Origin of the sequence: Nocardia sp. NPDC050413, from assembly GCF_040655475.1 — a bacterium.
In the GTDB taxonomy this organism is placed as follows: domain Bacteria; phylum Actinomycetota; class Actinomycetes; order Mycobacteriales; family Mycobacteriaceae; genus Nocardia; species Nocardia coubleae.
The window spans coordinates 363636-387266 of record NZ_JBFAJZ010000005.1 but is presented as its reverse complement, the minus strand read 5'-3'; the positions used below and the strand labels follow the sequence as shown (position 1 = coordinate 387266).

The following is a 23631-nucleotide window of genomic DNA, read 5'->3' as shown; positions in this document are numbered from 1 at the left end:
TGGCCGGAGACGTTCATGACGTCGTCGACGCGGCCGAGGACCCAGAGGTCGCCGTCGGTGTCGAGTTTGGCGCCGTCACCGGCGAAGTACCAGCCCTGCTCGGCGTAGCGCTCCCAGTAGGTGGACCGGTAGCGGTCCATATCGCCCCAGATGCCGCGCAGCATCGACGGCCACGGCTTGTCGAGCACCAGGTACCCGTTGGCCTCGGTTTCGCCGAGCTGAACCGCCTTGCCTTCTTCGTCCACGACCTTCGCCGAGATGCCGGGCAGGGGGCGCATGGCGGCGCCGGGCTTGGCGTCGGTGACGCCGGGCAGCGGCGAGATCATGATGGCACCGGTTTCGGTCTGCCACCAGGTGTCCACGATGGGGGTCTTGTCGGCGCCGAACACTTCCCGGTACCAGCGCCATGCTTCGGGGTTGATCGGTTCGCCGACCGAGCCGAGCAGACGCAGGCTGGTGAGGTTGTGGGCGTCGGGGATCTCGCGGCCCCACTTCATGAACGTGCGGATCAGGGTCGGGGCGGTGTAGTAGATGGTGACGCCGTACTTTTCGATGATCTCGAAATGGCGGTGCTCATTGGGGGAGTTCGGGGTGCCTTCGTAGACGACCTGGGTGGCGCGGTTGGCCAGCGGTCCGTAGACGATGTAGCTGTGTCCGGTGACCCATCCGATGTCGGCGGTGCACCAGTAGACGTCTTGTCCGGCTTTGTGATCGAAGACGTTGTGGTGGGTGTAGGCGGCTTGGGTGAGGTATCCGCCGCTGGTGTGCAGGATGCCCTTCGGCTTCCCGGTGGTCCCGGAGGTGTAGAGGATGAACAACGGATGCTCGGCCGGAAACGCCTGCGCCTCGTGCGACGGCGAAGCGGCGGAGACGGTTTCGTGCCACCACAGGTCGCGCCCGTCGGTCCACGGCACCTCGGTCCCCACGCGGCGCACCACGAGCACATGCTCCACCGACGACGGCACATCACCCTTGGCGGCCAACGCCTCGTCGACAGCCTCCTTCAGCGGCGCGGGCTTACCCCGCCGCCACTGCCCGTCGGTCGTGATGACCAGCCGCGCCTGCGCGTCGTCGACCCGCTGCCGTAGCGCGCTCGGCGAGAACCCGGCGAACACCACGGAATGGGTGAGACCCAGCCGCGCACACGCCAGCATCGCCACGATCGCCTCGGGCACCATCGGCATGTAGATCGCCACCCGGTCACCGGCGACCAGCCCGAGCTCGGTCAGGTAGTTGGCCGCCCGCGAAACCTCCTCGAGCAGTTCCCGATAGGTGATCGCGCGCGAATCGCCGGGTTCGCCCTCCCAGTGGATGGCCACCTGGTCGCCGTGACCGTCGAGAACATGGCGGTCGACGCAGTTGTAACTAATGTTCAGCTCGCCGTCGGCGAACCAGCGCGCCACGGGTGCGTCGTCCCAGTCCAGGACCTGTGTGAAGGGTGTGTGCCAGTGCAGGCGGCGCGCCTGTTCGGCCCAGAAGCCCTCGCGGTCGGCGTCGGCCCGCTCGTAGAGTTCGGCACCGGCATTGGCGGCAGCCGCGAACTCGGCGCTCGGCGGATACGAATCCTGATGTCCTGCAGCGGTTTCGGTCATGTCGATGTCAGCCTCACATGCCTGGTGCGGTCGGGTCGGTCGCCAAGGCGCAGCCGTGGCACCTCGACAGTAACGAACGTGTCGGCCCCCTTGTGAGCGTTGCGTGAGCTCGGTTTCCGAGACGTTCAGTGGGCTTGATTCATCCGGTGAGTTCGCGGACAGGGCAGGCGATCCCGGGCTATCGTTTTAGATCAACCGTTCAGCTGATGGTTCCGAGAATTGTTCATCTTTTTCTGTCGAACAGGAAGGGTTCGGCAATCTTTTCCGCGTATTCGGCATGTAACCGTAGGGATACATGTGACGCGGAAGATGATTGCGCCCCCTTCATGTCATGGAAGCGAACCGGGAGAGATCGTTGAGATTCATCAGAGCGACCGCGCTGATCGCGGCGGGACTCGTGGCCACAAGCCTCGGTCTCACCGCGTGCTCGTCCGATGACAGTGCCGATGCGGCCATTGTCACCACCAATGCGGGAGAGCCACAGAATCCCCTGGTACCGACCAATACCAACGAGAACATGGGCGGTCGCGTGGTCGACCGTTTGTTCGCGGGCCTGAAGTACTACGACGCCAACGGCGAAGCGCACGACGAGATGGCCGAGAAGATCGAGACCACCGACCGCAAGTCGTATCGCATCACCATCAAGCCGAACTGGAAATTCACCGACGGCACCACGGTCACCGCCAAATCGTTCGTCGACGCCTGGAATTACGGCGCGCTCGGCACCAACGCGCAGTTGCAGGGCTACGCGTTCAGCCAGATCGCCGGTTTCGACGAAGTGAATGCCGAACAGCCCAAGGCGCAGACCATGTCCGGCCTGAAGCTGGTCGACGATCGCACCTTCACCGTGGAACTCAAGTCGCCGTCGATCGACTTCGAGAGCGCCCTCGGTTACGCCCCGTTTTATCCGCTGCCCGAGGTGGCGTTCAAGGACATGAAGGCTTTCGGTGAGAACCCGGTCGGCAACGGCCCCTACGCTTTCGAATCCTGGGAACACAACGTCAAGATCGATTTGAAGCCCAACCCGGATTACCCGGGCGGTAGGCCCGCCAAGAACAAGGGCCTGCGCTTTGTGATGTACCAGTCCTACGAGACGGCCTACGCCGATCTGCAGGCAGGCAACCTCGACGCGCTCGACACCATTCCCGACAGCGCGCTGAGCACCTACAAGAGCGATCTCGGCGACCGCGCGATCACCAAGCCGACCGCGCAGAATCAGCACATCGGCATCCAGTCCAATGTCCCGCATTTCGCGGGTGCGGAGGGCGTGCTGCGTCGCAAGGCCATTTCCATGGCGATCAACCGGCCGCAGATCATCGAGAAGATCTTCAACGGCCTGCGGAACCCGGCACGTGATTTCACCGCGTCGACGCTGCCCGGTTTCGACGCGAACCTCCCGGGCGCCGAGGTGTTCGACTACAACCCGGAGGAGGCCAAGAAGCTGTGGGCCCAGGCCGACGCCATGTCGCCGTGGGCAGGCTCGCGCTACACCATCACCTACAACTCCGACGGCGGCCACCAGGCGTGGATCGAAGCGGTAGCCAACAGCGTGAAGAACACCTTGAACATCGACGCCGTCGCCAATCCGGTGCCGACGTTCAAGGACGTGCGTGACGCGGTGAACGCCGAAACCATCGGCACCGCTTTCCGTTACGGCTGGCAGGGTGATTACCCGACGATGATGCAGTTCCTCGGGTCGAACTACTACAGCTACTCCGAGACCAACAATGTCAACTACAACAACCCCGAGGTGGACCGCCTCTTCGACGCCGCCATGGCCGCGGCGACGAAGGAGGAGTCCTACAAACTCATCGGGCAGGCACAGGCGATCCTGATCCGGGATATGGCCGATATCCCGGTGTTCGATTACATCGCCGCCGCGGGCCGCTCCGATCGGGTCACCAAGGCCGAACTCGCCTGGAACGGCCTGTTCGACTTCGAGAACATCGAGAAGTAACCACTCGCCGTCGGGCCGGGTCACGAAAGTGGCTCGGCCCGGCCGTTTTCGGAGGAATGATGACTTGGTACATACTCCGGCGCCTGCTCCAGATGATCCCGGTGTTCCTCGGCGCCACGCTGTTGATCTACGCGATGGTCTTCCTGATTCCCGGCGACCCGATCAAGGCGCTGGCCGGTGAAAAGGCGCTGACCCCGGCGGCCGAGGCGGCATTGCGCGCCCGCTACCACCTCGATCAGCCGTTCATCATGCAATACCTGCATTACCTGCAGGGCATTCTCACCCTCGACTTCGGCACCTCGTTCTCCGGCAGGCCGGTGCGCGAGGAACTCGAACGGGCCTTCCCGATCACCATCAAACTGGCGTTTCTCGCCGTGCTGATCGAAGGCTTCTTCGGCATCCTGTTCGGTTTGATCGCCGGTTTGCGCAAGGGCAAACTGTTCGATTCGACGATGCTGATCGCGAGCCTGGTGATCATCGCGCTCCCGGTGTTCGTCGTCGGTTATCTCGCGCAGTTCCTGCTCGGTGTGAAATGGGGCATCGCACCGGTGACCGTCACCGGGAACGCCAGTCTCGGTGAACTGATCGTCCCGGCTTTCGTGCTCGGCTCGCTCTCGTTCGCCTATGTGCTGCGCCTGACACGAAACTCGGTGGCGGAGAACAAGTCCGCCGACTACGTGCGCACCGCGACGGCGAAAGGCCTCGGCCGCCGGCGCGTGGTGACGGTGCACATTCTGCGCAATTCGATGATTCCGGTCGTCACCTTTCTCGGTGCCGATTTCGGTGCGTTGATGGCGGGCGCCATCGTCACCGAGGGCATCTTCAACATCCCCGGTGTCGGCGGAACCATGTATCAGGCGATCATCCGCGGTGAGCCGCCGACGGTGGTGTCGTTCGTGACGGTGCTCGTTGTGCTGTTCCTGCTGATGAACCTGGTCATCGACCTGCTCTATGCCGCGCTCGACCCGAGGATCCGTTATGCATGACAAGCAATCGCATTTCGTGGCCCCCGCCGACGAGGTGGAGGTGCTCGCCACCGACCGTGTGCTCGATGCGGGCACTCCGACCAGCATCTGGGGCGATGCGTGGCGGCGGCTGCGGCGCAACCCGGTGTTCCTCGTGGCCGTCGTGCTGATCGTGCTCGTGCTGCTGGTCGTGGTGTGGCCGTCGCTGTTCACCAGCCAGGACCCGCGCCATTGCCTCGGCGAATTCGGGATGGACGGGCCGCGCCCCGGTCACCCGTTCGGTTTCGACAAACAGGGCTGCGACATCTACGCGCGCACCATCTACGGCGCCCGCGCCTCGGTGACCGTCGGCGTCGGCTCGGCGCTGCTGTTCCTGGTGGTCGGCGGGGTGCTCGGCGCGCTGTCCGGGTTCTACGGCGGCCTGCTCGACACCGTCGTCTCGCGCATCGCCGAGATCTTCTACGCCATCCCGATGGTGCTCGCCGCCATCGTGCTGCTGCAGCTGCTCCGCCCGGCCGGGATTACCACGGTGATCGCGATCCTCGTGGCGTTCACCTGGCCGCAGGCCGCGCGCATCGCCCGTGGCGCGGTGATCGAGGCCAAGAACAGCGAATACGTCACGGCGGCGAAGGCGCTCGGTGTGTCGCGGTTCGGCACGCTGATGCGGCACGTGCTGCCGAACGCGGCGAGCCCGCTCATCGTCGTCGCGACCATCTGGCTCGGCGTCTTCATCGTCACCGAGGCCACGCTGTCCTACCTCGGTGTCGGGCTGCCACCCGACATCGTGGCCTGGGGCGCCGACATCTCCCGTGCCAAGTCCGAGATACGTACCTCGCCGATCCTGTTCTATCCGGCGACCGCGCTGGCCATCACGGTGCTGAGCTTCATCATGCTCGGTGACGCGGTGCGCGATGCGCTCGATCCGAAGGAGCGCACCCGATGACCACCGAACCGCTGCTCGAAATCCGCGATCTGGAGGTGAGTTTCACCTCCGACGGCAAGCCGGTGCCCGCTGTGCGCGGGGTGAATCTGACCGTCTACCCCGGGCAGACCGTCGCCATCGTCGGCGAGTCCGGGTCGGGCAAGTCGACGACCGCGCACGCGATCATCGATCTACTGCCCGGCACCGGCAAGGTGACCGGCGGGTCCATCCGGTTCGAGGGCAAGGACCTGACCAAGGCCTCGGCCAAGGAGATCGTCGCGGTCCGGGGCAACGGGATCGGCCTGGTTCCCCAGGACCCGATGTCGAACCTGAACCCGGTGTGGAAGATCGGCTTCCAGATCCGGGAAACCCTGGAGGCCAACGGCATCGCCAAGGGTGCGGCCGCGCGCGAACGGGCGGTGGAACTGCTCACCGAGGCCGGGATGACGGATGCCGCGCGGCGGGTGAACCAGTACCCGCACGAGTTCTCCGGCGGTATGCGCCAGCGCGCGCTCATCGCGATCGGGCTGTCGTGCAGGCCGAAACTGCTTATCGCCGACGAACCGACCTCGGCGCTCGATGTCACCGTGCAACGCCAGATCCTCGGTCACCTCGAAGAGCTCACCACCGAGCTGGGGACGGCCGTGCTGCTCATCACCCACGACCTCGGCCTGGCCGCCGAACGCGCCGAACACCTCGTGGTGATGTATCGCGGGCGGGTGGTGGAATCCGGTCCGGCCCTGCAGATCCTGCGCGACCCGCAGCACACCTATACCAAGAAGCTGGTGAATTCGGCGCCCTCGCTTGCGGCGCAGCGGATGTCGTCGTCGCGGCAGCGGGCGAAGGTGCGCGACCGTGCCGTCGAGGTGGCCGCCACCGAGGCGCTGCCCGACACCGTGCTCGACGTGCGAAACCTCACCAAGGCGTTCAAAATTCGCGGCAAACGACCGTGGCAGTCGACGGCTTTCACCGCCGTCGACGACGTGAGTTTCTGTGTGGAACGCGGCACGACCACCGCGATCGTCGGTGAGTCCGGATCGGGCAAGTCGACCATCGCGCAGATGGTGCTCGGGTTGCTCGAACCGACGGCAGGCTCGGTGGTGTTCGACGGTCAGGAGGTGTCGTCGATGGACAGCAAGGGCGCCTTCGCCTTCCGCCGCCGCGTGCAACCGATCTTCCAGAACCCCTACGGTTCCCTCGACCCGATGTACTCCATCTTCCGCACCGTCGAAGAACCCCTCCGGGTGCACAAGATCGGTACCGCCGCCGAACGCGAGAAGGTGGTGCGCGACCTGCTCGACAAGGTGTCGTTGCCGTCGTCGGTGCTGCGGCGCTATCCCAACGAGTTGTCGGGCGGGCAGCGTCAGCGGGTGGCGATCGCTCGCGCGTTGGCGTTGTCGCCGGAGCTCGTCGTCTGCGACGAGGCGGTGTCGGCGCTCGATGTGCTGGTGCAGGCGCAGATCCTCACGCTGCTCAACGACCTGCAAGCCGAGCTGGGGTTGACGTACCTGTTCATCACGCACGATCTGGCGGTTGTCCGGCAGATCGCGGACAACGTGCTGGTCATGCGAGCCGGGAAGGTCGTCGAATCGGCCACCACCGATGAGGTGTTCGCGTCGCCGCGCGAGGAATACACGCGGGATCTGCTCGAGGCGATCCCGGGGCGGGAGTTGTTGGCTGGGTAGCGGGTCGGGCTCGACAGTCGGTGTGCGTCGGCTGGATCAGCGAGGGCGCTGGGTCGAGAGCTGCTGAATCGGGCGCGTCACCGCAGCTCAGCGGCGTATCGTTGGTTGGTCCGAGGTGGTGCGAGGTGGCTCGCTGAGGTGGGGAGGCGCTGATGGATCGAATCGATGCGGAGCGGCAGGCCGAATTGGAGGCGCGTCGTCGTCGGGCCAAGACACCGGCGGCGAAACGGCTCGCCGAGGTGTTGTGGCCCGATCGGGTGTGGCCGCGGGCACGCGGGCTCCATGTGGCCGTGGGGGCCGGTGCGCTCGAACGGTAGCCTCCTCTTTCGTGACTGATCCGCTGCAGCCCCTGGTCGACCTGCCCGGCGTGCGTGAGGCCGCCGACAAGGCGCGCGACGCGCTCGCCGCGGTGCACCGGCACAAGTCCAACCGACGCGGCTGGGCGACCACCGCCGCCGAGGCCGCCGTCCGCGCGGCGCGTTCCTCGGCTGCCATCGAGGGCGCGAGCACCGATCTGCCCGCCGACGGCAAGGTCAGCGATCCGGTGCTGGCCGGTGCGCTGCGGGTGGGGCAGGCGCTCGACGGTGACGCGCTCACCAACCTGGTCGGCACCTGGCGCCGCGCCCCGCTGCAGGCGCTGGCCCGGCTGCATCTGCTCGCCGCCGCCGACCTCGTCACCGATCAGCAGGAACTCGGCAGGCCACGCCCGGTGCCCGGGGTGGCGGAGCGGCTGGACCTGCTGGCTCAGACCGTGCAGACCAGCACAGCACCCGCGCCGGTGATCGCCGCCGTCGTGCACGGCGAGCTGATGACACTTCGCCCGTTCGGCACCGCCGATGGTGTGGTCGCCCGCGCGGCGTCGAGGCTGGTCGCGGTGTCGACCGGGCTCGATCCCCGCAGCCTCGGCGTTCCCGAGGTGTTCTGGCTGCGTCGCAGGCAGGCCTACCTCGATGCGGCCGCCGGCTTCGGCATGGGCACGCCGGAGGGCGTCGGCGGATGGGTGCTGTTCTGTGCGGGTGCGCTCGAAGACGGTGCGCGAGAGGCCAACTCGATCGCCGACGCGGCCGCGGGCTGACCTTCCCCACACATCGAAACGGGCGGCGTGCCGATTGCTCGACTTCGCCGCCCGCTAGCACGGAACACCTGGTTACCAAGCGTGCTGGGGTGGGTTGTGTTCGGTGGCCTCGGCGATCATCCGAACCCCGCCGGTTCATCCCCGCAACCTGTGCGAGGCTCTCGCCGACGACTGCCCGAATTTCGCAGGCCCACAACTCTGCTGCCCTTGTCGCGGCGCGCTCCGCGTGGGTGCCTGGCGTCCGTGCTGGGAAGGGTGGGATGGGAGGCGAAACCTTCTCTTCCGGTCCCGTCTTGGCCTTCCGTCCTTCCGTGACTCCATTCTTACACTGTGACCGCGCTCACTTCAAGCGTTTCTCCGGCATTACCGAATCCGCTTGTTTTCGGCGTGTCAGCCGGCGATCCGTGCTTGCGGGTCAAGCCTGCGTCGCAGGTCAGCGGCGTTTACGCAGCAGCCGGTAGCTGATCGCGCCCGCCAGGACGGCGCTGAGCCCGACGGCCGCCGTCGCCGCAACCGTGGTGCTCGACGGCGCCTGGAACCGCGACCACAGCGACACCGGATTGGAGAAGGTGAGCACCGGCCAGCCGCGTGCGACGGCCTCCTTGCGCAGCGCGCGGTCGGGGTTCACCGCGGTCGGGTGGCCGACCGCGCTCAGCATCGGCAGGTCGGTCGCCGAGTCGGAGTAGGCGTAACACCGGGACAGGTCGTAACCCTCTGCGGCGGCCAGCTTTTCGATCGCGGCCACCTTTCCCTCTCCGTAGCAGTAGAACTCGATCTCGCCGGTGTATTTTCCGTCCTCGACGACCATCCGCGTCGCCTCGGTATGGGAGGCGCCGAGCGCCTCGGCTATCGGCCCGACCATTTCCTCGCCGGACGCCGAAACGATCACCACATCGTGGCCGCGGATCTTGTGATCGGCGATCAGGTCGGCGGCCTCGGCATAGATCAGCGGGTCGACCAACTCGTGAAGTGTCTCGGCCACAATGGATTTCACCTGTTGCACATCCCAGCCCGCGCACATGTTGGCCAGGTTTGCCCGCATTCGTTCCATCTGGTCGTGATCGGCACCCGACAGCAGGAACAAAAAGTGTGCGTAGCTGCTCTCCAGTACGGCTCTGCGGTTGATCAGCCCCTGTGCGTAGAAGGGTTTGCTGAACACGAACGCGCTCGATTTCGCGATCACCGTTTTGTCGAGATCGAAGAACGCGGCCACCCGCCCGCCGGCCGTCGGCGCACGGCCCGAGGAATCGAGTCTTGTGTCCGTAGGCGGAGTCTGGCGGGGATCGGCGGTCACGACAACAGGATAGGCACGCGTACCGACGGGTGGGGGATCCGGCCGCTCAGGCAACTGTTCGGTGTTTGCCCTGCGGACGCCGGAGGGCGCGAATCGCCGAAGAATGTCGGCCGACGCTACTTGCGCCGTCGGCGGGTGATGGGTGTAGTATTGCTGACACCTGGACATGGTCCAGGCGCGTTCAGCCCGACCCCCCGGGGCTGAACCCGACGGCCCCAGCCTCCTCCCCCCCGGCTGGGGCCGTCCTCTATTTTCAGGACGATTACTTTCATCCGGCAGCGTATTCGGAAGTTATCCACACCCCGCGAGTTATCCACAATCGCCGTTCGGCGGGTGTCGGCCGAGGTCCTCCGCGAGCACGCTGAACCGCATGAACCTCGCCCCCACCTCCGCTCCGATCTCGCCCGCCCTCGTGCTCGTGCGCGACGAACGGCTGCGCGCCGAGGTGCGCCGGGTGGCCGCGGCCGCCGAGCGGGTCACCGACGAACGGCACATGCCCGTCGGCAGGCACGCCTGGGCGGGCGCGGGCCTGGTGATCCTCGACACCGATGCCGCGATCGCCGCCGCCACGGCGGGCTGCCCGCGACGGGCGGGGATCGTGCTCGTCACCGAAGGTGAACCGGCCGTTGCCGACTGGCAGGCCGCCACCGCCGTCGGTGCCGAACGCGTCGTCGGGCTGCCGGGCGCGGCAGTCGCGCTGGTCGAGCAGTTCGCCGAGCATGCCGAGTCGCGCACCGGGGAGGGGGTGGTCGTCGCCGTGGCCGGTGCGGGTGGGGGAGCAGGCGCCTCGACGCTCGCCGCCGCGACGGCCTTACGCGGTGCGGCGCTGCGAGTGCGGCGCGACGCGGTGCTCATCGACGGTGCGCCCCTGGACGGTGGCATCGACCTCGTGCTCGGGATAGAGAACGTCACCGGGCTGCGCTGGCCCGACCTCGTGATCGAGGACGGGCGGGTTTCCGCCGCCGCGCTGCACAACGCGCTGCCTGCCGCCTGTCCCGGGTTGGCTGTGCTCTCCTGTGGGCGCGCGGGTCCGCCCGCCGAACTGGCGCCCGCGGCGGTGCGTGCGGTGATCGAATCCGGTAGGTCCGCAGGTGATCTGGTCGTCTGCGATGTGTCGGGGGAGCGCGGTGCGGCGGCCGACGTGATGGTCGATGCCGCCGATCTCGTCGTTCTCGTCGTGCCCGCCCGGTTGCGTTCGGTAGCCGCCGCCGAGGTGGTGTCGGCGTACCTCGGCGAGCGAAACCCGAACCGGGGCCTGGTGGTTCGTGGTCCGGCACCGGGCGGTTTGCGCGGCGCGGAGGTGGCCGAGGTGCTCGGTTTGCCGCTGCTCGCGGCCGTGCGTGGACAAGCAGGGCTGGCCGCGCGGCTCGAACGCGGCGGGCTCAGCGTGCGCAGGCGCGGTCCGCTGCGCGACGCGGCCGACGCGGTTCTCGCCATGGTCGGGGCGCAGGTGTGATGACGACATTCGTCACCGTCGACCTGCTCGAGCGGGTCCGCGAACGCCTCGCCGAACACGCCGGCGCACCCGATGCCGCCCAACTCGCCGCCGCGATCCGCGCCGAAGCGGGCGGTGTCCTCGCCGACACCGACCTGCTGCGCGCGCTGCGTCTGCTGCAGACCGAGATGACCGGGGCCGGCCTGCTCGAACCGCTGCTGCACGATCCGCGCGTGGCCGATGTTCTGGTCACCGGTCCCGATGCGGTGTGGATAGATCGTGGCCACGGCCTCGAGCGCACCGACGTGCGTTTCGCCGATGAAGCGGCCGTGCGCAGGCTCGCCCAGCGTCTCGCTCTGGCGGCGGGTCGCAGGCTCGACGACGCCCAGCCGTGGGTGGATGGCAAGCTCACCGGCACCGAGGCAACCCTCGGCGACGCGTTCGGCGTGCGGCTGCACGCCGTCCTCGCCCCTGTCGCCCACGACGGCACCTGCCTGTCGCTGCGCGTCCTGCGCCCAGCCACCCAGGGCCTCGATGCCCTCGCCGCCGCCGGCTCGCTACCTCCGGCGGCCCGTGCGCTGCTCGGCGATATCGTGCGCGCCCGCCTCGCGTTCCTCGTGGTCGGCGGAACCGGTGCGGGAAAGACGACCTTGTTGTCCGCGCTGCTGGCGGCCGTGGATCCCGCCGAGCGGATCGTCTGCGTGGAAGACGCCGCGGAACTCGCGCCCGTACATCCGCACGTGGTGCGCCTGGTCGCGCGCACGGCCAATGTGGAAGGGGTAGGCGAGGTCACTGTTCGCGATCTGGTCCGCCAAGCGCTGCGGATGCGCCCCGATCGGATCGTCGTCGGTGAGGTCCGCGGCGCGGAGGTCGTCGATCTGCTCACCGCCCTCAACACCGGCCACGACGGCGGGGCGGGAACGGTCCACGCCAATTCACCCCAGGAAGTTCCCGCGCGGCTGGAAGCCCTCGCGGCCCTCGGCGGAATGGACCGCGCCGCCCTGCACAGCCAGCTGGCCGCCGCGGTCCAGGTCGTTCTCCACGTCCACCGCCGCGCCGACGGCACCCGAGGCCTCCGGGAAATAGGAATCCTCCACCGCGATACCGACTCCATCCACATCACTCCCGCCTGGCGCTCCGATTCAGCTGCGACCCCGGGCGCTCCGGAGCTGGCCCGGCTCCTGGAATCGAGGCTCGGATGAGTGCGAGATCTGCGCTCCTCACCGGTCATCGGCAGACGTACCCGGCCTCGGTCCGCGCCTTCCCGAGTTGCGAGACGAGGCGCGAGGCTGCGGGCACCTCGGCTTGCTGCGCAGCTGTCTCGCGAAGCTTGTCGCGAGTTGTGCACAGAACTCCCAAGAGTGACGTGCACAGAGCCCCCGAGGGCGAGTCGCGCACCGAGGGACGGCTGCAGGCGGCTTCTCCGCTGTTGCCGGCCACGTATGCGGCTCCGTCGACGGGCGAGAGGTGGTCAACCGATGTGAGCGCCTGTGGACAACGGCTGCTTGTCGAACGTGTTGTCGCGAAACCTGACTGGAGGTGAGAGAGATGGGCGTTGGATTGCTCTGTTGTGCGGTCGCGGTGCTTGTGCTTCCGGTTTCGGGAGGGCAGCGGAGGTTCGGGCGGCTGTTCGGGGTGGGGCGGCGGGGCCGACTGCCGCGTATGCCTGTGGAGTGGTGTGCAGGAATCCTGGTGGGGTGTGCGGCTTTCGGCTTCGGAGTCGGAACAGGCTTGGCGGCGCTCATGCTCGGTACGACTGTGGCTGTGCGCAATCGGCGCGGGCGGGCTGAGCGGGAGCGTCGGCAGGAATGCGCGCATCTGCTGGCCGGGTTGGAAGCTGTCGTCGGTGAGCTGCGGGTCGGAGCTCATCCGAGCGCGGCGGCGGAATCGGCTGCGGGCGAGTCGCGGGGTGAGGCGGCACGCGTGCTCGCGATCAGCGCGGGTCGAAGCCGTCTCGGTGGTTCGGGCGCCGACGGAATGGTCCATCCGGATTCCGTTGTTGCCGAGGAGCTGTCGCGGATTGCGACCGCCTGGCGCGTCGCCGAGCAACACGGCCTGGCGCTGGCCGAACTCCTTTCCGCCGCCCGCACCGATCTCCTCGCCCGTACCCGCTTTCGTGACCGCACCGAATCCGCGTTGGCAGGCGCCCGAGCCTCCGCCACGGTCCTCGCCGGACTCCCGCTGGTAGGGATAGGACTCGGCCAGCTGATGGGCGCCGCGCCCCTGTCCGTCCTCTTCGCCTCTCCCGCAGGCGAATTCCTTCTACCCCTCGGCACCGCCTTGGCCTGCTGTGGATTGCTGTGGACGGATGTCATCACCCGCAGGGGGACGGCATGAGCGTTCCGATCAGTCTCGGGTCACTGCCGGCATGCGGACTGTGCACAGGGCTGTGGATGGGTGTGGACGGTTGCCGATGTCGAGTGAAAGGGGTTGTTGTGCAGCACGATTTCGGTGCGCCGCTACCGCTCGCGGTGCTGATTCTGGCTGTCGCACTGGTGGTACTGCCCGGGAGGGTGGCAGTCAGTCGGAGGTTGCGAGAACTCGGGCCTGTGGCGGCACTGGCTCCGGTGCGGGTGACGGCGAAGGCGGACCCGTTGGGGTCGGCTTCGGCATTCGATCTGCTCGCCGCGTGCCTGCGAGCCGGGCTGCCGATGGCTGCAGCCGCACGAGCCAGCGCTCCCACCGCACCACCGGTCTTATGCGCGGCTCTGCTGCGGGCCGCCGACCTACTGGCACTCGGCGCCGACGCCACCACGGCGTGGGAGCGCGCCGCCGCCGACGCGGTCGGTTCCGCGGGTGCCGATGAAGTCGAGTCGCTGGCGCGGATGGCGCGACGCTCGGCCCGGTCGGGCGCTTCGCTGGCCACCGCTGTCGCCGACTTGGCAACGCAGCGACGCGAAGTGGTGGAGGACGCCGCCGTGGCACGCGCCGAACGTGCGGGTGTGCTGATCGGCGGACCACTCGGTCTCTGCTTCCTGCCCGCCTTCGTATGCCTCGGGATCGTCCCGGTCGTAGTCGGTTTGGCGGGCCGGGTCCTCGGCAACGGCGGGCTGCCGTGAACGCCCGCCACACGGGCCACGAAACGTCACCGGGCGGATCGTCCGCGCGGTGGGAAATGAGAGGGGATCACGATGACGCACGTACGCACCGTCTGCCTGGAGGTCCGAGCCCGCTTCACCCGTCTGCTGTTCGACGACGCCGGGATGTCGACGGCGGAATATGCGATCGGGACCATTGCCGCGGCCGCCTTCGGCGCGGTGCTCTACGCGGTGGTCACGGGGGACAACATCGTCAACGCGCTGACATCGATCATCGACAAGGCGCTCAACACGAGCGTGTAAATCGCTGTCGCGCTGTCGGTCTCGCCGATGATACGGGAGCGGTGACGGTCGAGGCCGCCATCGCCCTCGCCGCCCTCGTATGCGCGGTCGCACTCTGTGTCGGCGCACTGCTCGCGGCGTCGACCCAGGTGCGCTGTGTCGACGCCGCCCGCGAAACCGCGCGCCTGGCCGCACGCGGTGACACCACCCACGCCGTCGCCGCTGGCCGCACCGTCGCCCCACCCGGGGCCACCGTCGAACTCCGCAACGACGGCGACCGCGTCATAGCCACGGTCGCCGCAACCACCCCACTACTCCCCGGCCTGCACCTCCGAGCCGAAGCGGTAGCCGTCATCGAACCCGGAACCCAGCCATGACCACACCGACCCCTCCTCGGGACACGCCGCCATCTATGGTCTGCCGCAACCGGCGGCGGTACCGATCAGCAGCTTCGGGGGCCGACCAGGGTGGTGCGACAGCGTTCGCGTGCATTGCGTTGGCGGCGCTGATTTGTTCGACCTTGATGGTGGGGCAGGTCGGTGCCGTGGTGGTGGCGCGGCATCGAGTGCAGGCGGCCGCCGATCTGGGGGCGCTGGCCGCTGCGGGTGCTTTGGTGGAGGGGGCGGAGGTGGGGTGCTCGGAGGCGGGCGATGTCGCGCGGCGGATGGGGGCGCGCGTGTCACGGTGTGAGGTGGAGCAGTGGGATGCCGTGGTGACGGTCGAACGGCAGGTGGGGCTCGGGGTGTTCGGTGCGCGGTCCGTGGTCGGCGTGGCGCGGGCCGGTCCGGTCGAGGAGGGCGGGTGATGCCACGTGTTCGCACAGGTCGGCGTGCTTCCGTGCTGAACTATCTGGAATTTACCGGAACGGCTCCCCAGCCATTTCCAGCGCTTTTATTGGAGGCGCCGCGAAAAAAATGAAACAAATGACGATGAACACGATCGATGCCTGATTGGCAATGTGTCAGTTAATGGAAGGAGATTCCTTTTTATTCTACCGACGGGTAACACTCAGACCGTTAGGACTGGTCAGGGCAAATTCGGACAACTGACCAGTAAACTTTCGGTCGGGTGTAGCGGCGGTCACGATGACGCGACGGCGGCATCACGCCGTCGCGGAGCAGTCGGGATTGCCTGCGAGTTCACCGAGAACCGCTACCAGCAGACGTTCGGCGGCCGCCTTGTCGAGCGGATTGTTGCCGTTGCCGCACTTGGGCGATTGCACACAGGACGGACAACCCTCGTGGCACCCACAGCTGCGGATCGCGTCGAGCGTTGCCGACAACCATGCGCTGAGCTGGGCGAATCCACGTTCGGCGAAGCCCGCGCCACCCTGCTGTCCGTCGTAGACGAATACCGTCGGCGCGCCGGTATCGGGATGCTCGGCGATGGAGACACCGCCGATATCCCAGCGGTCACACCCCGCCACCAGCGGCAACATCCCGATGGCCGCATGCTCGGCGGCGTGCAGGGCGCCGGGAAGCTGGTCGTCGGAGATACCCGCGGCGGCGAGCAGCCGCGGCGTCACGGTGTAGAGGACGGCTTTGGTGTGCAAGGTCTGCGCGGGCAGGTCGAGTTCCACCTGGTCGAGCACCTCGCCGGTCACCAACGTGCGCAGATAGCCGATCACCTGGTTGGTCACCGCGACCTGCGCCGATGCCGTCGTGACCGCGCCGAACACCCGCTGCTCGAGCACCGTTTCGATGCTGATCGAGGTGATCTGTCTTGCGCTGGTCGTGAAACCGGGATCCACCTCGTTGACGAACGCGACGCCACCGTCGAGGTCGAGTTCGTCGACCAGGTAGGTCTCGCCCTGATGCAGGTGCACGGCACCGTCGTGCAGCGTCGCCGGTGCCCGGCCCGCGTCGGCGGTGCCGAGCAACCGCCCGCTCTCGGCGTCGACGATCGCGATGGGCGTGCCCAGTCCGCCGCGCACATCGACGGCGTCGTGGGGGTGACTCTGCGCCGTCACATGCCAGCGCGCCGGCTGGCGCCCGGATGCAGGCCTGCGCCTGATCAGACCCTGTTCGGCCAGGTCAGCGAGTACGTCGTCGGCCCGGAGCTCGGTCACCTCGGCATCGGTGAGCGGCAGTTCCAGTGCGGCGCAGAGCAGTTGCGGACCGAGGATGTAAGGGTTGTAGGGGTCGGTGATCGTCGCCTCGATCGGGCGGTCGAGAAGGGCTTCCGGGTGATGCACGAGATAGGTGTCGAGGGGATCGTCGGTCGCGACGAGCACCACCAGCGAACCCTGCCTACGCCTGCCCGCCCGGCCCGCCTGCTGCCAGAACGACGCGACCGTGCCGGGAAAACCGGCGATGACGACGGCATCGAGACCAGCGATGTCGACACCGAGCTCGAGCGCATTGGTGCTCGCCACGCCGAGCAGATCGCCGCGCGACAGCGCCTGCTCGAGCTCCCGCCTGTCCTCGGCCAGGTAGCCCGCGCGATACGCGGCGATATGTTCTCGCAGCTCAGGAGCGGTGTCAGCGAGCACTCGACGCGCCTCGAGCGCGATCAGCTCGGCTCCGCGCCGGGAACGCACGAAGGTGAGCGTCCGCGCCCCTTCGGCTACCAGGCTCGCCATGATCTTGGCGGCCTCGCCCGTCGCGGTACGCCGAACAGGCGCCCCGTTCTCCCCGGTCACCGCGGTACTCAACGGCGGTTCCCACAGCGCGACGGTGCGCGCGCCGCGCGGCGAACCGTCCTCGGTGACGGCGGTGACCGGCGCCCCGACCAGCCGGCTCGCCGACTCGGCCGGATCGGCGCTGGTGGCCGAGCACAGGATGAAGACCGGGTCGGCACCGTAGAACCGCGCGAGCCTTCGCAACCTGCGCAGCACCAGCGCGACATGCGACCCGAACACCCCTCGGTAGGCGTGACATTCGTCGACCACCACGTACCGAAGGTTGCGCAACACCCGTGACCAGCGCTGATGCGACCGAAGCACGCCCACGTGCAGCATGTCCGGATTGGTGAAGATCCAGCGCGCATTGGCCCGAACCCACTGCCTGACCTCGGCGGGAGTGTCGCCGTCGTAGCTCGCCGGATGGGCCTCGCGCAGCGGGTTGTCGTGGATCAGCGAGCCGACGGCCCGCAACTGATCAGCACCCAGAGCCTTCGTCGGGGACAGGTAGAGGGCGGTCGCGCGCGGGTCGTCACGCAGGGCGGTGAGGACCGGTAATTGGTAGCCGAGGGACTTACCGGAGGCGGTTCCGGTGCTCACGACGACGTGATCGCCCGCGGCGGCGAGCTCGGCCGTGCGCGTCTGATGCACCCATGGCCGCTCGATTCCCTGCGCACTCAGCGCGCTGACCAGCTCCGACGGCACCCAATCCGGCCAGACCGTTGTGCGGGCGGGTCGCGCGGGCAGCTCCGCGACATGGGTCAGCGGATCAGTGCTCGATGCCGCATCGAGCAGGACACGATTCAGCAACGATCGACCGTAACTTTCGGCCGCGGACGACGCGCGGACCTCGGTCCGCTCTGTCGGATTCATCCGGTTGCCCTCTCATGCGACATCGGAAGTGTGAAACGTGTGTGTGCGCCGACGGCTACCTGGGTTTTCGTAACCCAATAGCGACCTGGGTCACAGGAGGTTTGCTGGAAGCTCACCCGGTTATCCCTAAGCAAACAGACTGAAAGTACGGATACACCCAATCGTCCCCTTACCTGCGCATTCGCAAGATCAAGAATTTTGCAAATTGTCGGTAACTCGACTGTTGAATTGCTCGGAGACATGGTTCACTGGGTCTCGGTCGCAAGCTTCTGTGTTCGAGGTACGGATCCAAAGTCCAACCATCAGCAGGATCGATGTTGCGAACGCCGTGCTCAGGTTTTCCTTGCAGGGGGATCCAACAGTACAGCGGTCTCAACGGACCCGGTGGACGAACCCAGTTGTCCGCCGTTCCGGTAAGAAAGAGAAGGAACAGAATGGCACAGGGAACTGTGAAGTGGTTCAACGCGGAGAAGGGGTTCGGCTTCATCGCGCCCGAGGACGGCTCCGCTGACGTCTTCGTCCACTACTCGGAGATCCAGGGCACGGGCTTCCGTACCCTCGAGGAAAACCAGAAGGTCGAGTTCGAGGTCGGCCAGGGCACCAAGGGCCCGCAGGCCACCGGCGTTCGCGCGCTCTCCTGAGCTGCGAAACACAACTACGCCCGTCCCCCACCCCCGTGCGCGGAGGTGGGGGACGAGCCATTTCCGGGTACGATCGGCCAGAACGGCAGACCCGGGACACGCGAGCACGCGCACCTGAAAACCCCGGCGCCAGCCGCCGACGGCGCTTCTTCCCATGGGCGCAGGGTATAAACGTCACTGGTGGCGATGTCGAACGTCGCGCCGTCTGCCCCAGCCGCGCTCCGAGCGGACCTCCCGAGGCGCGGATCTAGAAGGAAGGTGTTCGCCGGTGGCAACACGAGACCGCAGTTCAGCCGACCAGGGGCGACCCCTGCGTCGTCTCGTGATCGTCGAGTCCCCGACGAAGGCCCGCAAGATCGCGCCCTATCTCGGCCGCAACTACACCGTCGAAGCCTCCGTCGGCCACATCCGCGACCTCCCACGCGGCGCCGCCGACGTGCCCGCCAAATACAAGGGTCAGCCTTGGGCCCGCCTCGGTGTCGACGTCGATCACGACTTCGAGCCGATCTACGTCGTCAGCCCCGACAAGAAGGCCAAGGTCGCCGAACTGAAGGGCCTGCTGGCCGACGCCGACGAGCTCTACCTCGCCACCGACCCCGACCGCGAGGGCGAGGCCATCGCCTGGCACCTGCTCGAAACGCTCAAGCCGAAGGTCCCGGTGCGCCGGATGGTCTTCCACGAGATCACCGAGCCCGCCATCCTGGCGGCCGCCGCCGACACCCGCGACCTCGACAACGACCTGGTCGACGCGCAGGAAACCCGCCGCATCCTCGACCGCCTCTACGGCTACGAGGTCAGCCCGGTGCTGTGGAAGAAGGTCATGCCGCGCCTGTCGGCCGGTCGCGTGCAGTCGGTGGCCACCCGGGTGATCGTGCAGCGTGAGCGTGAGCGCATCGCGTTCCGCTCCGCCGAGTACTGGGACATCGCCGCCAAGCTCGACGCGGGCCCCGACGAGAAATCCGACTCCACCAACCCGCGTACGTTCGGCGCCCGCTTGGTGCAGGTCGAGGGCGCGCGCGTGGCGTCGGGCCGCGATTTCGGCTCCGACGGCCAGCTCAAGTCCGCCTCCGGTGTCGTGGTGCTGGACGAGGCGTACGCGCGCCGGCTCGCCGAGTCGCTCGACGGTGTCGACCTGGTGGTCAGCTCGGCCGAGGCCAAGCCGTACACGCGCAAGCCGTATCCGCCGTTCATGACCTCGACGTTGCAGCAGGAAGCGGGCCGCAAGCTGCGGTTCACCTCCGAGCGCACCATGCGCGTCGCGCAGCGGCTGTACGAAAACGGCTACATCACCTATATGCGAACCGACTCGACCACGCTGTCGGAGTCGGCGATCGCCGCGGCCCGCTCGCAGGCCACCCAGCTCTACGGCGCGGAGTACGTGTCGCCGACGCCGCGTCAGTACAACCGCAAGGTCAAGAACGCGCAGGAGGCACACGAGGCGATCCGCCCGTCGGGTGACACCTTCATGACGCCGGGGCAGCTCGCGTCGAAGGTCGACCAGGACGAATTCCGCCTCTACGAGCTGATCTGGCAGCGCACCGTCGCCTCGCAGATGGCCGACGCGCGTGGCACCACGCTCACCCTCCGCATCACCGGCACCGCGCGTTCCGGTGAGGAGTGCGTGTTCTCGTCCTCGGGCCGCACCATCACCTTCCCGGGTTTCCTCAAGGCTTATGTCGAGAGTGTCGACGAGGAGGCGGGCGGCCAGTCCGACGACGCCGAGTCGCGCCTGCCCGCACTCGAAGAGGGCCAGGCGGTCACCGCCGTCGAACTGAACCCCGACGGTCACAGCACCAACCCGCCCGCCCGCTACACCGAGGCGTCGCTGATCAAGACGCTCGAGGAACTCGGCATCGGCCGCCCCTCGACCTACTCCTCGATCATCAAGACGATTCTCGATCGCGGGTATGTGTACAAGCGTGGCAGCGCGCTCGTGCCGTCGTGGGTGGCCTTCGCGGTGATCGGTTTGCTCGAGGCGTACTTCGGCAGGCTCGTCGACTTCGACTTCACCGCCGCCATGGAGGACGACCTCGACGCCATCGCCGGTGGCCGCGAGCAGCGCGGAAACTGGTTGTCCAGCTTCTATTTCGGTGGCGAGAACGGCGCCGAGGGTTCGGTCGCGCGTTCGGGTGGCCTCAAGAAGATGGTCTCCGTGCAGCTCGACGACATCGACGCGCGCGAAGTGAACTCGATCAAGATGTTCGTCGACGACGAGGGCCGCGATGTGGTGGTCCGCGTCGGCCGGTTCGGGCCGTATCTGGAGCGCATGGTCGTCAATCCCGATGACCCGGACGGTGATCCGATCTCGCAGCGCGCCAACCTGCCCGACGATCTGCCGCCCGACGAGCTGACTCCCGAGGTCGCCGAGAAGCTGTTCTCGACGCCGCAGGAGGGTCGTTCGCTCGGCATCGACCCGGCAACCGGGCACGAAATCGTGGCCAAGGAAGGACGTTTCGGGCCGTACGTCACCGAGATCCTGCCGGAACCGCCCGCGCCGGACCCTGCCGCCGCACCCGCGAAGAAGACGACGAAGAAGGCCGCGGAGGTCAAGCCGCGCACCGGGTCGCTGTTCAAGTCGATGGACCTGTCGACGATCACCCTCGACGACGCGTTGAAGCTGCTGTCGCTGCCGCGCGTGGTCGGTAACGACCCCACCTCCGGCGAGGAGATCACGGCACAGAACGGCCGCTACGGCCCGTACCTGAAGAAGGGCACCGACTCCCGTTCGCTGGCGTCGGAAGAGCAGTTGTTCACCGTCACCTTGGACGAGGCGCTCAAGCTCTACGCCGAACCCAAGCGGCGTGGGCGGCAGGCGGCGAGCGCGGCACCGCTGCGGGAGCTCGGCAAGGATTCGGCCACTGACAAACCCATGGTCATCAAGGACGGCCGTTTCGGTCCGTACGTCACCGATGGTGAGACCAACGCGAGCCTGCGCAAGGGCGACGAAGTGGAGTCGATCACCGACGAGCGCGCCTCGGAGCTGCTGGCGGAACGGCGTGCGCGTGGACCGGTGAAGAAGAAGGCGACGGCGAAGAAGGCGGCCAAGAAGGCTCCTGCCAAGAAGGCCGCGGCCAAGTCGACGGCGACCAAGACGGCTGCCAAGAAGACCACCGCCAAGAAGACGACCGCGAAGAAGACTGCTGCGAAGAAAGCCCCTGCCAAGAAGGCGACAGCTAAAAGCGCTGGGGCGAGCGAAGACTGACGCGAGTCGGTTCTGCGGCGTGGCGCGGCTGCCGAACCGGAGCCGCCACCGCTCTCGGGGTTGTCGGTGCGCGCGACTAGGGTGTGTGCCGTGGCAGGAGTCTTCGATCGACTGGTCGGCCAGGACGTGGTCGAGACCGAGCTGACCGCTGCCGCTACGGCGGCGCGGGCCGGTGTCGTCACCGGTGCGATGACGCATTCCTGGCTGTTCACCGGGCCGCCCGGCTCCGGGCGTTCCATCGCCGCGCTCTGCTTCGCCGCAGCACTGCAATGCACTGACCCCGACACCGTCGGATGCGGAAAATGTCACGCCTGCACCACGACCATGGCGGGCACCCACGGCGATGTGCGCCGGGTCGTTCCCGAGGGCCTCAGCATCAGTACCAAGGAGATGCGCGAGATCGTGCAGGTCGCCTCGCGACGGCCGAGCACCGGCCGCTGGCAGGTGGTCGTGGTCGAGGACGCCGACCGGCTCACCGAGGCGGCGGGCAACGTGCTGCTCAAAGTGGTGGAGGAACCGCCGGACCGCACTGTCTTCCTGCTGTGCGCGCCCTCGGTCGATCCCGAGGACATCTCGGTCACGCTGCGCTCGCGGTGCAGACATGTGCATCTGGTCACGCCGTCGGTGCCGTCCATCGCACAGGTGCTGAAAGAACGTGACGGGCTCGATGCGAAGACCGCCGAGTGGGCCGCGTCGGTGAGCGGCGGGCACGTCGGCCGTGCGCGCCGCCTGGCCACCGACGACGACGCCCGCAAACGCCGTCAGCGCGCGCTCGCCCTGGTCAAGGCCACCGAGCGCCCCGGCGCCGCCTATGCCGCCGCAGATGAACTGGTGAAATCGGCCGACGACGAAGCCAAACAGATGAGCTCCGAACGCGACGACCGCGAACGCGATGAACTAGCCACCGCCCTCGGCGCGGGCGGCACCGGCAAAGGCGCGGCCTCGGCCACCCGCGGCTCGGCAGGCGTACTGAAAGAACTGGAACGCCGCCAGAAATCCCGCGCCACCCGCACCGGCCGCGACGCCCTCGACCGCGCCCTCATCGACGTGGCAGGCATGTACCGCGACGCCCTCGCCCTCCGCTTCGCCGGCCGCGGCGCCACCATCACCCTCACCCACCCCGACATGGCCGACGAAATCACCGACCTCGCCGCCTCGGTCCGCCCCGAAGGCCTCCTCCGCAGCATCGACGCCGTCCTCGCCTGCCGCGAAGCCCTCGACCTCAACGTCAAACCCCGCTTCGCGGTAGCCGCCATGGTCGCCACCCTGATCTCCGCCCGCTCCACCTGACCACCCGTTTTCGCGATCCAGCCCCACTCGCGATAGACTCTCGTCGCCGAAAGGCACGCCGCCTTAGCTCAGTCGGTAGAGCGCTTCACTCGTAATGAAAAGGTCGGGGGTTCGATTCCCCCAGGCGGCTCCGAGGTCAAAGGCCCTCTCCGGGATCCGGAGAGGGCCTTTGACGATTCTGACGACCTGACGTCGCGAGGGAGCTTCGGCCCCTTCAGTATCTGGCCAGGAATTACCACTGGAGCCGCACCGATGATCCGCTACGAGGTGACCAACCGCGACGAACGGGATCAACAGTGGCGGGTCGAGCCCTACGGAGATGACATCTACCTCGAGCCTGGCGACGCCATGACTGTGGAGTACGAGCATCCTGCTGACCTGGTCATCGAAGTGATCCTCTTCTCCGGCGGGCTTTCAGAACTTTGGGTTCATGGCGACCTCGACCGCCGGAACAACCTCTTTCCCGACGGCCTCAAACACAACGGCCACTCTGTGTGGCCGCAAACGAATCAGTAGTTCCTGTGGGCAACCCGGGGAATATCAGTGGAGCGGTCACGTGGAAGTTTCGATCGATCGCCTCAACTAGTTCGGTGCCTGTGCGGCCCAACCCGTTTCGGTCGGACCATCTCCGGAGGCAGGACAGGAAGCCGACCAGATCGCGGTGAACCCCGTTGAGCAGTTCCGGCAATGCTTTACGCGCCACCACACACTTTGTGCTGACTGGCGGTTGGCGCCGCTGTCCTGCCACGCGCGCAGCTCA

At 67.4% G+C, this 23631-nt stretch carries 20 protein-coding genes and 1 tRNA gene; 18 read left to right on the top strand and 3 right to left on the bottom strand.

The window, feature by feature from the left end:
* The coding region (gene acs / locus AB0I19_RS16400) for an acetate--CoA ligase (protein ID WP_357149363.1) at nucleotides 1-1592 on the bottom strand (1592 nt) is incomplete at its 3' end.
* A gap of 331 nt (nucleotides 1593-1923) precedes the next feature.
* Here acs and AB0I19_RS16395 point away from each other — a divergent pair.
* The 6 genes from AB0I19_RS16395 (at nucleotide 1924) to AB0I19_RS16370 (ending at nucleotide 8196) form a co-directional block, all read left to right on the top strand.
* A complete protein-coding gene (locus AB0I19_RS16395) occupies nucleotides 1924-3549 on the top strand; it encodes an ABC transporter substrate-binding protein (protein WP_357149360.1) in 1626 nt (541 codons plus the stop codon).
* Nucleotides 3550-3608: 59 nt separating this feature from the next.
* Nucleotides 3609-4535 carry an ABC transporter permease gene (locus AB0I19_RS16390; protein WP_067640809.1) on the top strand — a complete coding sequence of 309 codons (927 nt, stop codon included), beginning with the start codon at nucleotides 3609-3611 and terminating at the stop codon, nucleotides 4533-4535.
* Nucleotides 4528-5457, top strand: a complete 930-nt coding sequence (locus AB0I19_RS16385) for an ABC transporter permease (RefSeq protein WP_084457220.1) — start codon at nucleotides 4528-4530, stop codon at nucleotides 5455-5457. Before AB0I19_RS16390 ends, AB0I19_RS16385 begins: the two co-directional genes overlap by 8 nt.
* Nucleotides 5454-7121 carry an ABC transporter ATP-binding protein gene (locus tag AB0I19_RS16380; protein ID WP_357149356.1) on the top strand — a complete coding sequence of 556 codons (1668 nt, stop codon included), beginning with the start codon at nucleotides 5454-5456 and terminating at the stop codon, nucleotides 7119-7121. Before AB0I19_RS16385 ends, AB0I19_RS16380 begins: the two co-directional genes overlap by 4 nt.
* A gap of 152 nt (nucleotides 7122-7273) precedes the next feature.
* Nucleotides 7274-7438: a hypothetical protein gene (locus AB0I19_RS16375; protein ID WP_157101783.1), complete on the top strand. Its 165-nt coding sequence runs from the start codon at nucleotides 7274-7276 to the stop codon at nucleotides 7436-7438.
* Between the two features lie 11 nt (nucleotides 7439-7449).
* On the top strand, nucleotides 7450-8196 hold the full coding sequence (locus tag AB0I19_RS16370) for an oxidoreductase (RefSeq protein ID WP_067495868.1): 747 nt from the start codon (nucleotides 7450-7452) through the stop codon (nucleotides 8194-8196).
* A 433-nt stretch (nucleotides 8197-8629) separates the two neighbouring features.
* Here the strand turns inward: AB0I19_RS16370 and AB0I19_RS16365 are convergent, their stop codons facing one another.
* A complete protein-coding gene (locus tag AB0I19_RS16365; RefSeq protein WP_133733990.1) occupies nucleotides 8630-9409 on the bottom strand; it encodes an HAD-IB family hydrolase in 780 nt (259 codons plus the stop codon).
* Between the two features lie 451 nt (nucleotides 9410-9860).
* Between AB0I19_RS16365 and ssd the strand changes: the two genes are divergently transcribed.
* From ssd to AB0I19_RS16330, 7 genes are all read left to right on the top strand, one after another.
* Nucleotides 9861-10946: a septum site-determining protein Ssd gene (ssd, locus tag AB0I19_RS16360; protein ID WP_357149352.1), complete on the top strand. Its 1086-nt coding sequence runs from the start codon at nucleotides 9861-9863 to the stop codon at nucleotides 10944-10946.
* A complete protein-coding gene (locus AB0I19_RS16355) occupies nucleotides 10946-12127 on the top strand; it encodes a TadA family conjugal transfer-associated ATPase (protein ID WP_357149349.1) in 1182 nt (393 codons plus the stop codon). Before ssd ends, AB0I19_RS16355 begins: the two co-directional genes overlap by 1 nt.
* Nucleotides 12128-12668: 541 nt before the next feature.
* Nucleotides 12669-13262 carry a type II secretion system F family protein gene (locus tag AB0I19_RS16350; RefSeq protein WP_357149346.1) on the top strand — a complete coding sequence of 198 codons (594 nt, stop codon included), beginning with the start codon at nucleotides 12669-12671 and terminating at the stop codon, nucleotides 13260-13262.
* A 212-nt stretch (nucleotides 13263-13474) separates the two neighbouring features.
* Nucleotides 13475-13984: a type II secretion system F family protein gene (locus AB0I19_RS16345; RefSeq protein ID WP_357149343.1), complete on the top strand. Its 510-nt coding sequence runs from the start codon at nucleotides 13475-13477 to the stop codon at nucleotides 13982-13984.
* Between the two features lie 72 nt (nucleotides 13985-14056).
* On the top strand, nucleotides 14057-14266 hold the full coding sequence (locus AB0I19_RS16340; protein ID WP_067495857.1) for a DUF4244 domain-containing protein: 210 nt from the start codon (nucleotides 14057-14059) through the stop codon (nucleotides 14264-14266).
* Between the two features lie 41 nt (nucleotides 14267-14307).
* The gene (locus tag AB0I19_RS16335; RefSeq protein ID WP_067640496.1) at nucleotides 14308-14622 is read left to right on the top strand and encodes a TadE family type IV pilus minor pilin; all 315 of its coding nucleotides are present in this window, start codon (nucleotides 14308-14310) and stop codon (nucleotides 14620-14622) included.
* Entirely contained in the window at nucleotides 14619-15050 is a 432-nt protein-coding gene (locus AB0I19_RS16330) for an Rv3654c family TadE-like protein (protein WP_357149340.1), read from the top strand. Before AB0I19_RS16335 ends, AB0I19_RS16330 begins: the two co-directional genes overlap by 4 nt.
* A 297-nt stretch (nucleotides 15051-15347) precedes the next feature.
* On the opposite strand, the gene AB0I19_RS16325 is transcribed toward AB0I19_RS16330, so the two are convergent.
* Entirely contained in the window at nucleotides 15348-17738 is a 2391-nt protein-coding gene (locus tag AB0I19_RS16325) for a DEAD/DEAH box helicase (RefSeq protein ID WP_357149337.1), read from the bottom strand.
* Between the two features lie 434 nt (nucleotides 17739-18172).
* On the opposite strand from AB0I19_RS16325, the gene AB0I19_RS16320 reads away from it, so the two are divergent.
* The 5 genes from AB0I19_RS16320 to AB0I19_RS16300 all read left to right on the top strand — a co-directional run bounded on the left by AB0I19_RS16320 (nucleotide 18173) and on the right by AB0I19_RS16300 (nucleotide 23387).
* Complete coding sequence (locus AB0I19_RS16320; RefSeq protein WP_019044597.1) at nucleotides 18173-18379, top strand: cold-shock protein; 207 nt, start codon at nucleotides 18173-18175, stop codon at nucleotides 18377-18379.
* Between the two features lie 268 nt (nucleotides 18380-18647).
* Entirely contained in the window at nucleotides 18648-21581 is a 2934-nt protein-coding gene (gene topA / locus AB0I19_RS16315; protein ID WP_357149335.1) for a type I DNA topoisomerase, read from the top strand.
* 90 nt (nucleotides 21582-21671) lie between these two features.
* Complete coding sequence (locus tag AB0I19_RS16310; RefSeq protein ID WP_357149332.1) at nucleotides 21672-22871, top strand: DNA polymerase III subunit delta'; 1200 nt, start codon at nucleotides 21672-21674, stop codon at nucleotides 22869-22871.
* 57 nt (nucleotides 22872-22928) lie between these two features.
* Nucleotides 22929-23001, top strand: a tRNA-Thr gene (locus AB0I19_RS16305).
* Between the two features lie 122 nt (nucleotides 23002-23123).
* Nucleotides 23124-23387, top strand: coding sequence for a hypothetical protein (locus tag AB0I19_RS16300; protein WP_357149329.1), 264 nt, complete (start codon nucleotides 23124-23126; stop codon nucleotides 23385-23387).
* Nucleotides 23388-23631: the final 244 nt, after the last annotated feature.

What these genes read in the sequence shown, in the direction of transcription:
- AB0I19_RS16375 (WP_157101783.1), top strand. Translation starts at nt 7,274, where the DNA reads ATGGATCGAATCGATGCGGAGCGGCAGGCCGAATTGGAGGCGCGTCGT.
- AB0I19_RS16350 (WP_357149346.1), top strand. Translation starts at nt 12,669, where the DNA reads ATGCTCGGTACGACTGTGGCTGTGCGCAATCGGCGCGGGCGGGCTGAG.
- AB0I19_RS16340 (WP_067495857.1), top strand. Translation starts at nt 14,057, where the DNA reads ATGACGCACGTACGCACCGTCTGCCTGGAGGTCCGAGCCCGCTTCACC.
- AB0I19_RS16390 (WP_067640809.1), top strand. Translation starts at nt 3,609, where the DNA reads ATGACTTGGTACATACTCCGGCGCCTGCTCCAGATGATCCCGGTGTTC.
- AB0I19_RS16330 (WP_357149340.1), top strand. Translation starts at nt 14,619, where the DNA reads ATGACCACACCGACCCCTCCTCGGGACACGCCGCCATCTATGGTCTGC.
- AB0I19_RS16320 (WP_019044597.1), top strand. Translation starts at nt 18,173, where the DNA reads ATGGCACAGGGAACTGTGAAGTGGTTCAACGCGGAGAAGGGGTTCGGC.
- AB0I19_RS16300 (WP_357149329.1), top strand. Translation starts at nt 23,124, where the DNA reads ATGATCCGCTACGAGGTGACCAACCGCGACGAACGGGATCAACAGTGG.
- AB0I19_RS16355 (WP_357149349.1), top strand. Translation starts at nt 10,946, where the DNA reads ATGACGACATTCGTCACCGTCGACCTGCTCGAGCGGGTCCGCGAACGC.
- ssd (WP_357149352.1), top strand. Translation starts at nt 9,861, where the DNA reads ATGAACCTCGCCCCCACCTCCGCTCCGATCTCGCCCGCCCTCGTGCTC.
- AB0I19_RS16395 (WP_357149360.1), top strand. Translation starts at nt 1,924, where the DNA reads ATGGAAGCGAACCGGGAGAGATCGTTGAGATTCATCAGAGCGACCGCG.
- AB0I19_RS16325 (WP_357149337.1), bottom strand. Translation starts at nt 17,738, where the DNA reads ATGAATCCGACAGAGCGGACCGAGGTCCGCGCGTCGTCCGCGGCCGAA.
- AB0I19_RS16380 (WP_357149356.1), top strand. Translation starts at nt 5,454, where the DNA reads ATGACCACCGAACCGCTGCTCGAAATCCGCGATCTGGAGGTGAGTTTC.
- AB0I19_RS16385 (WP_084457220.1), top strand. Translation starts at nt 4,528, where the DNA reads ATGCATGACAAGCAATCGCATTTCGTGGCCCCCGCCGACGAGGTGGAG.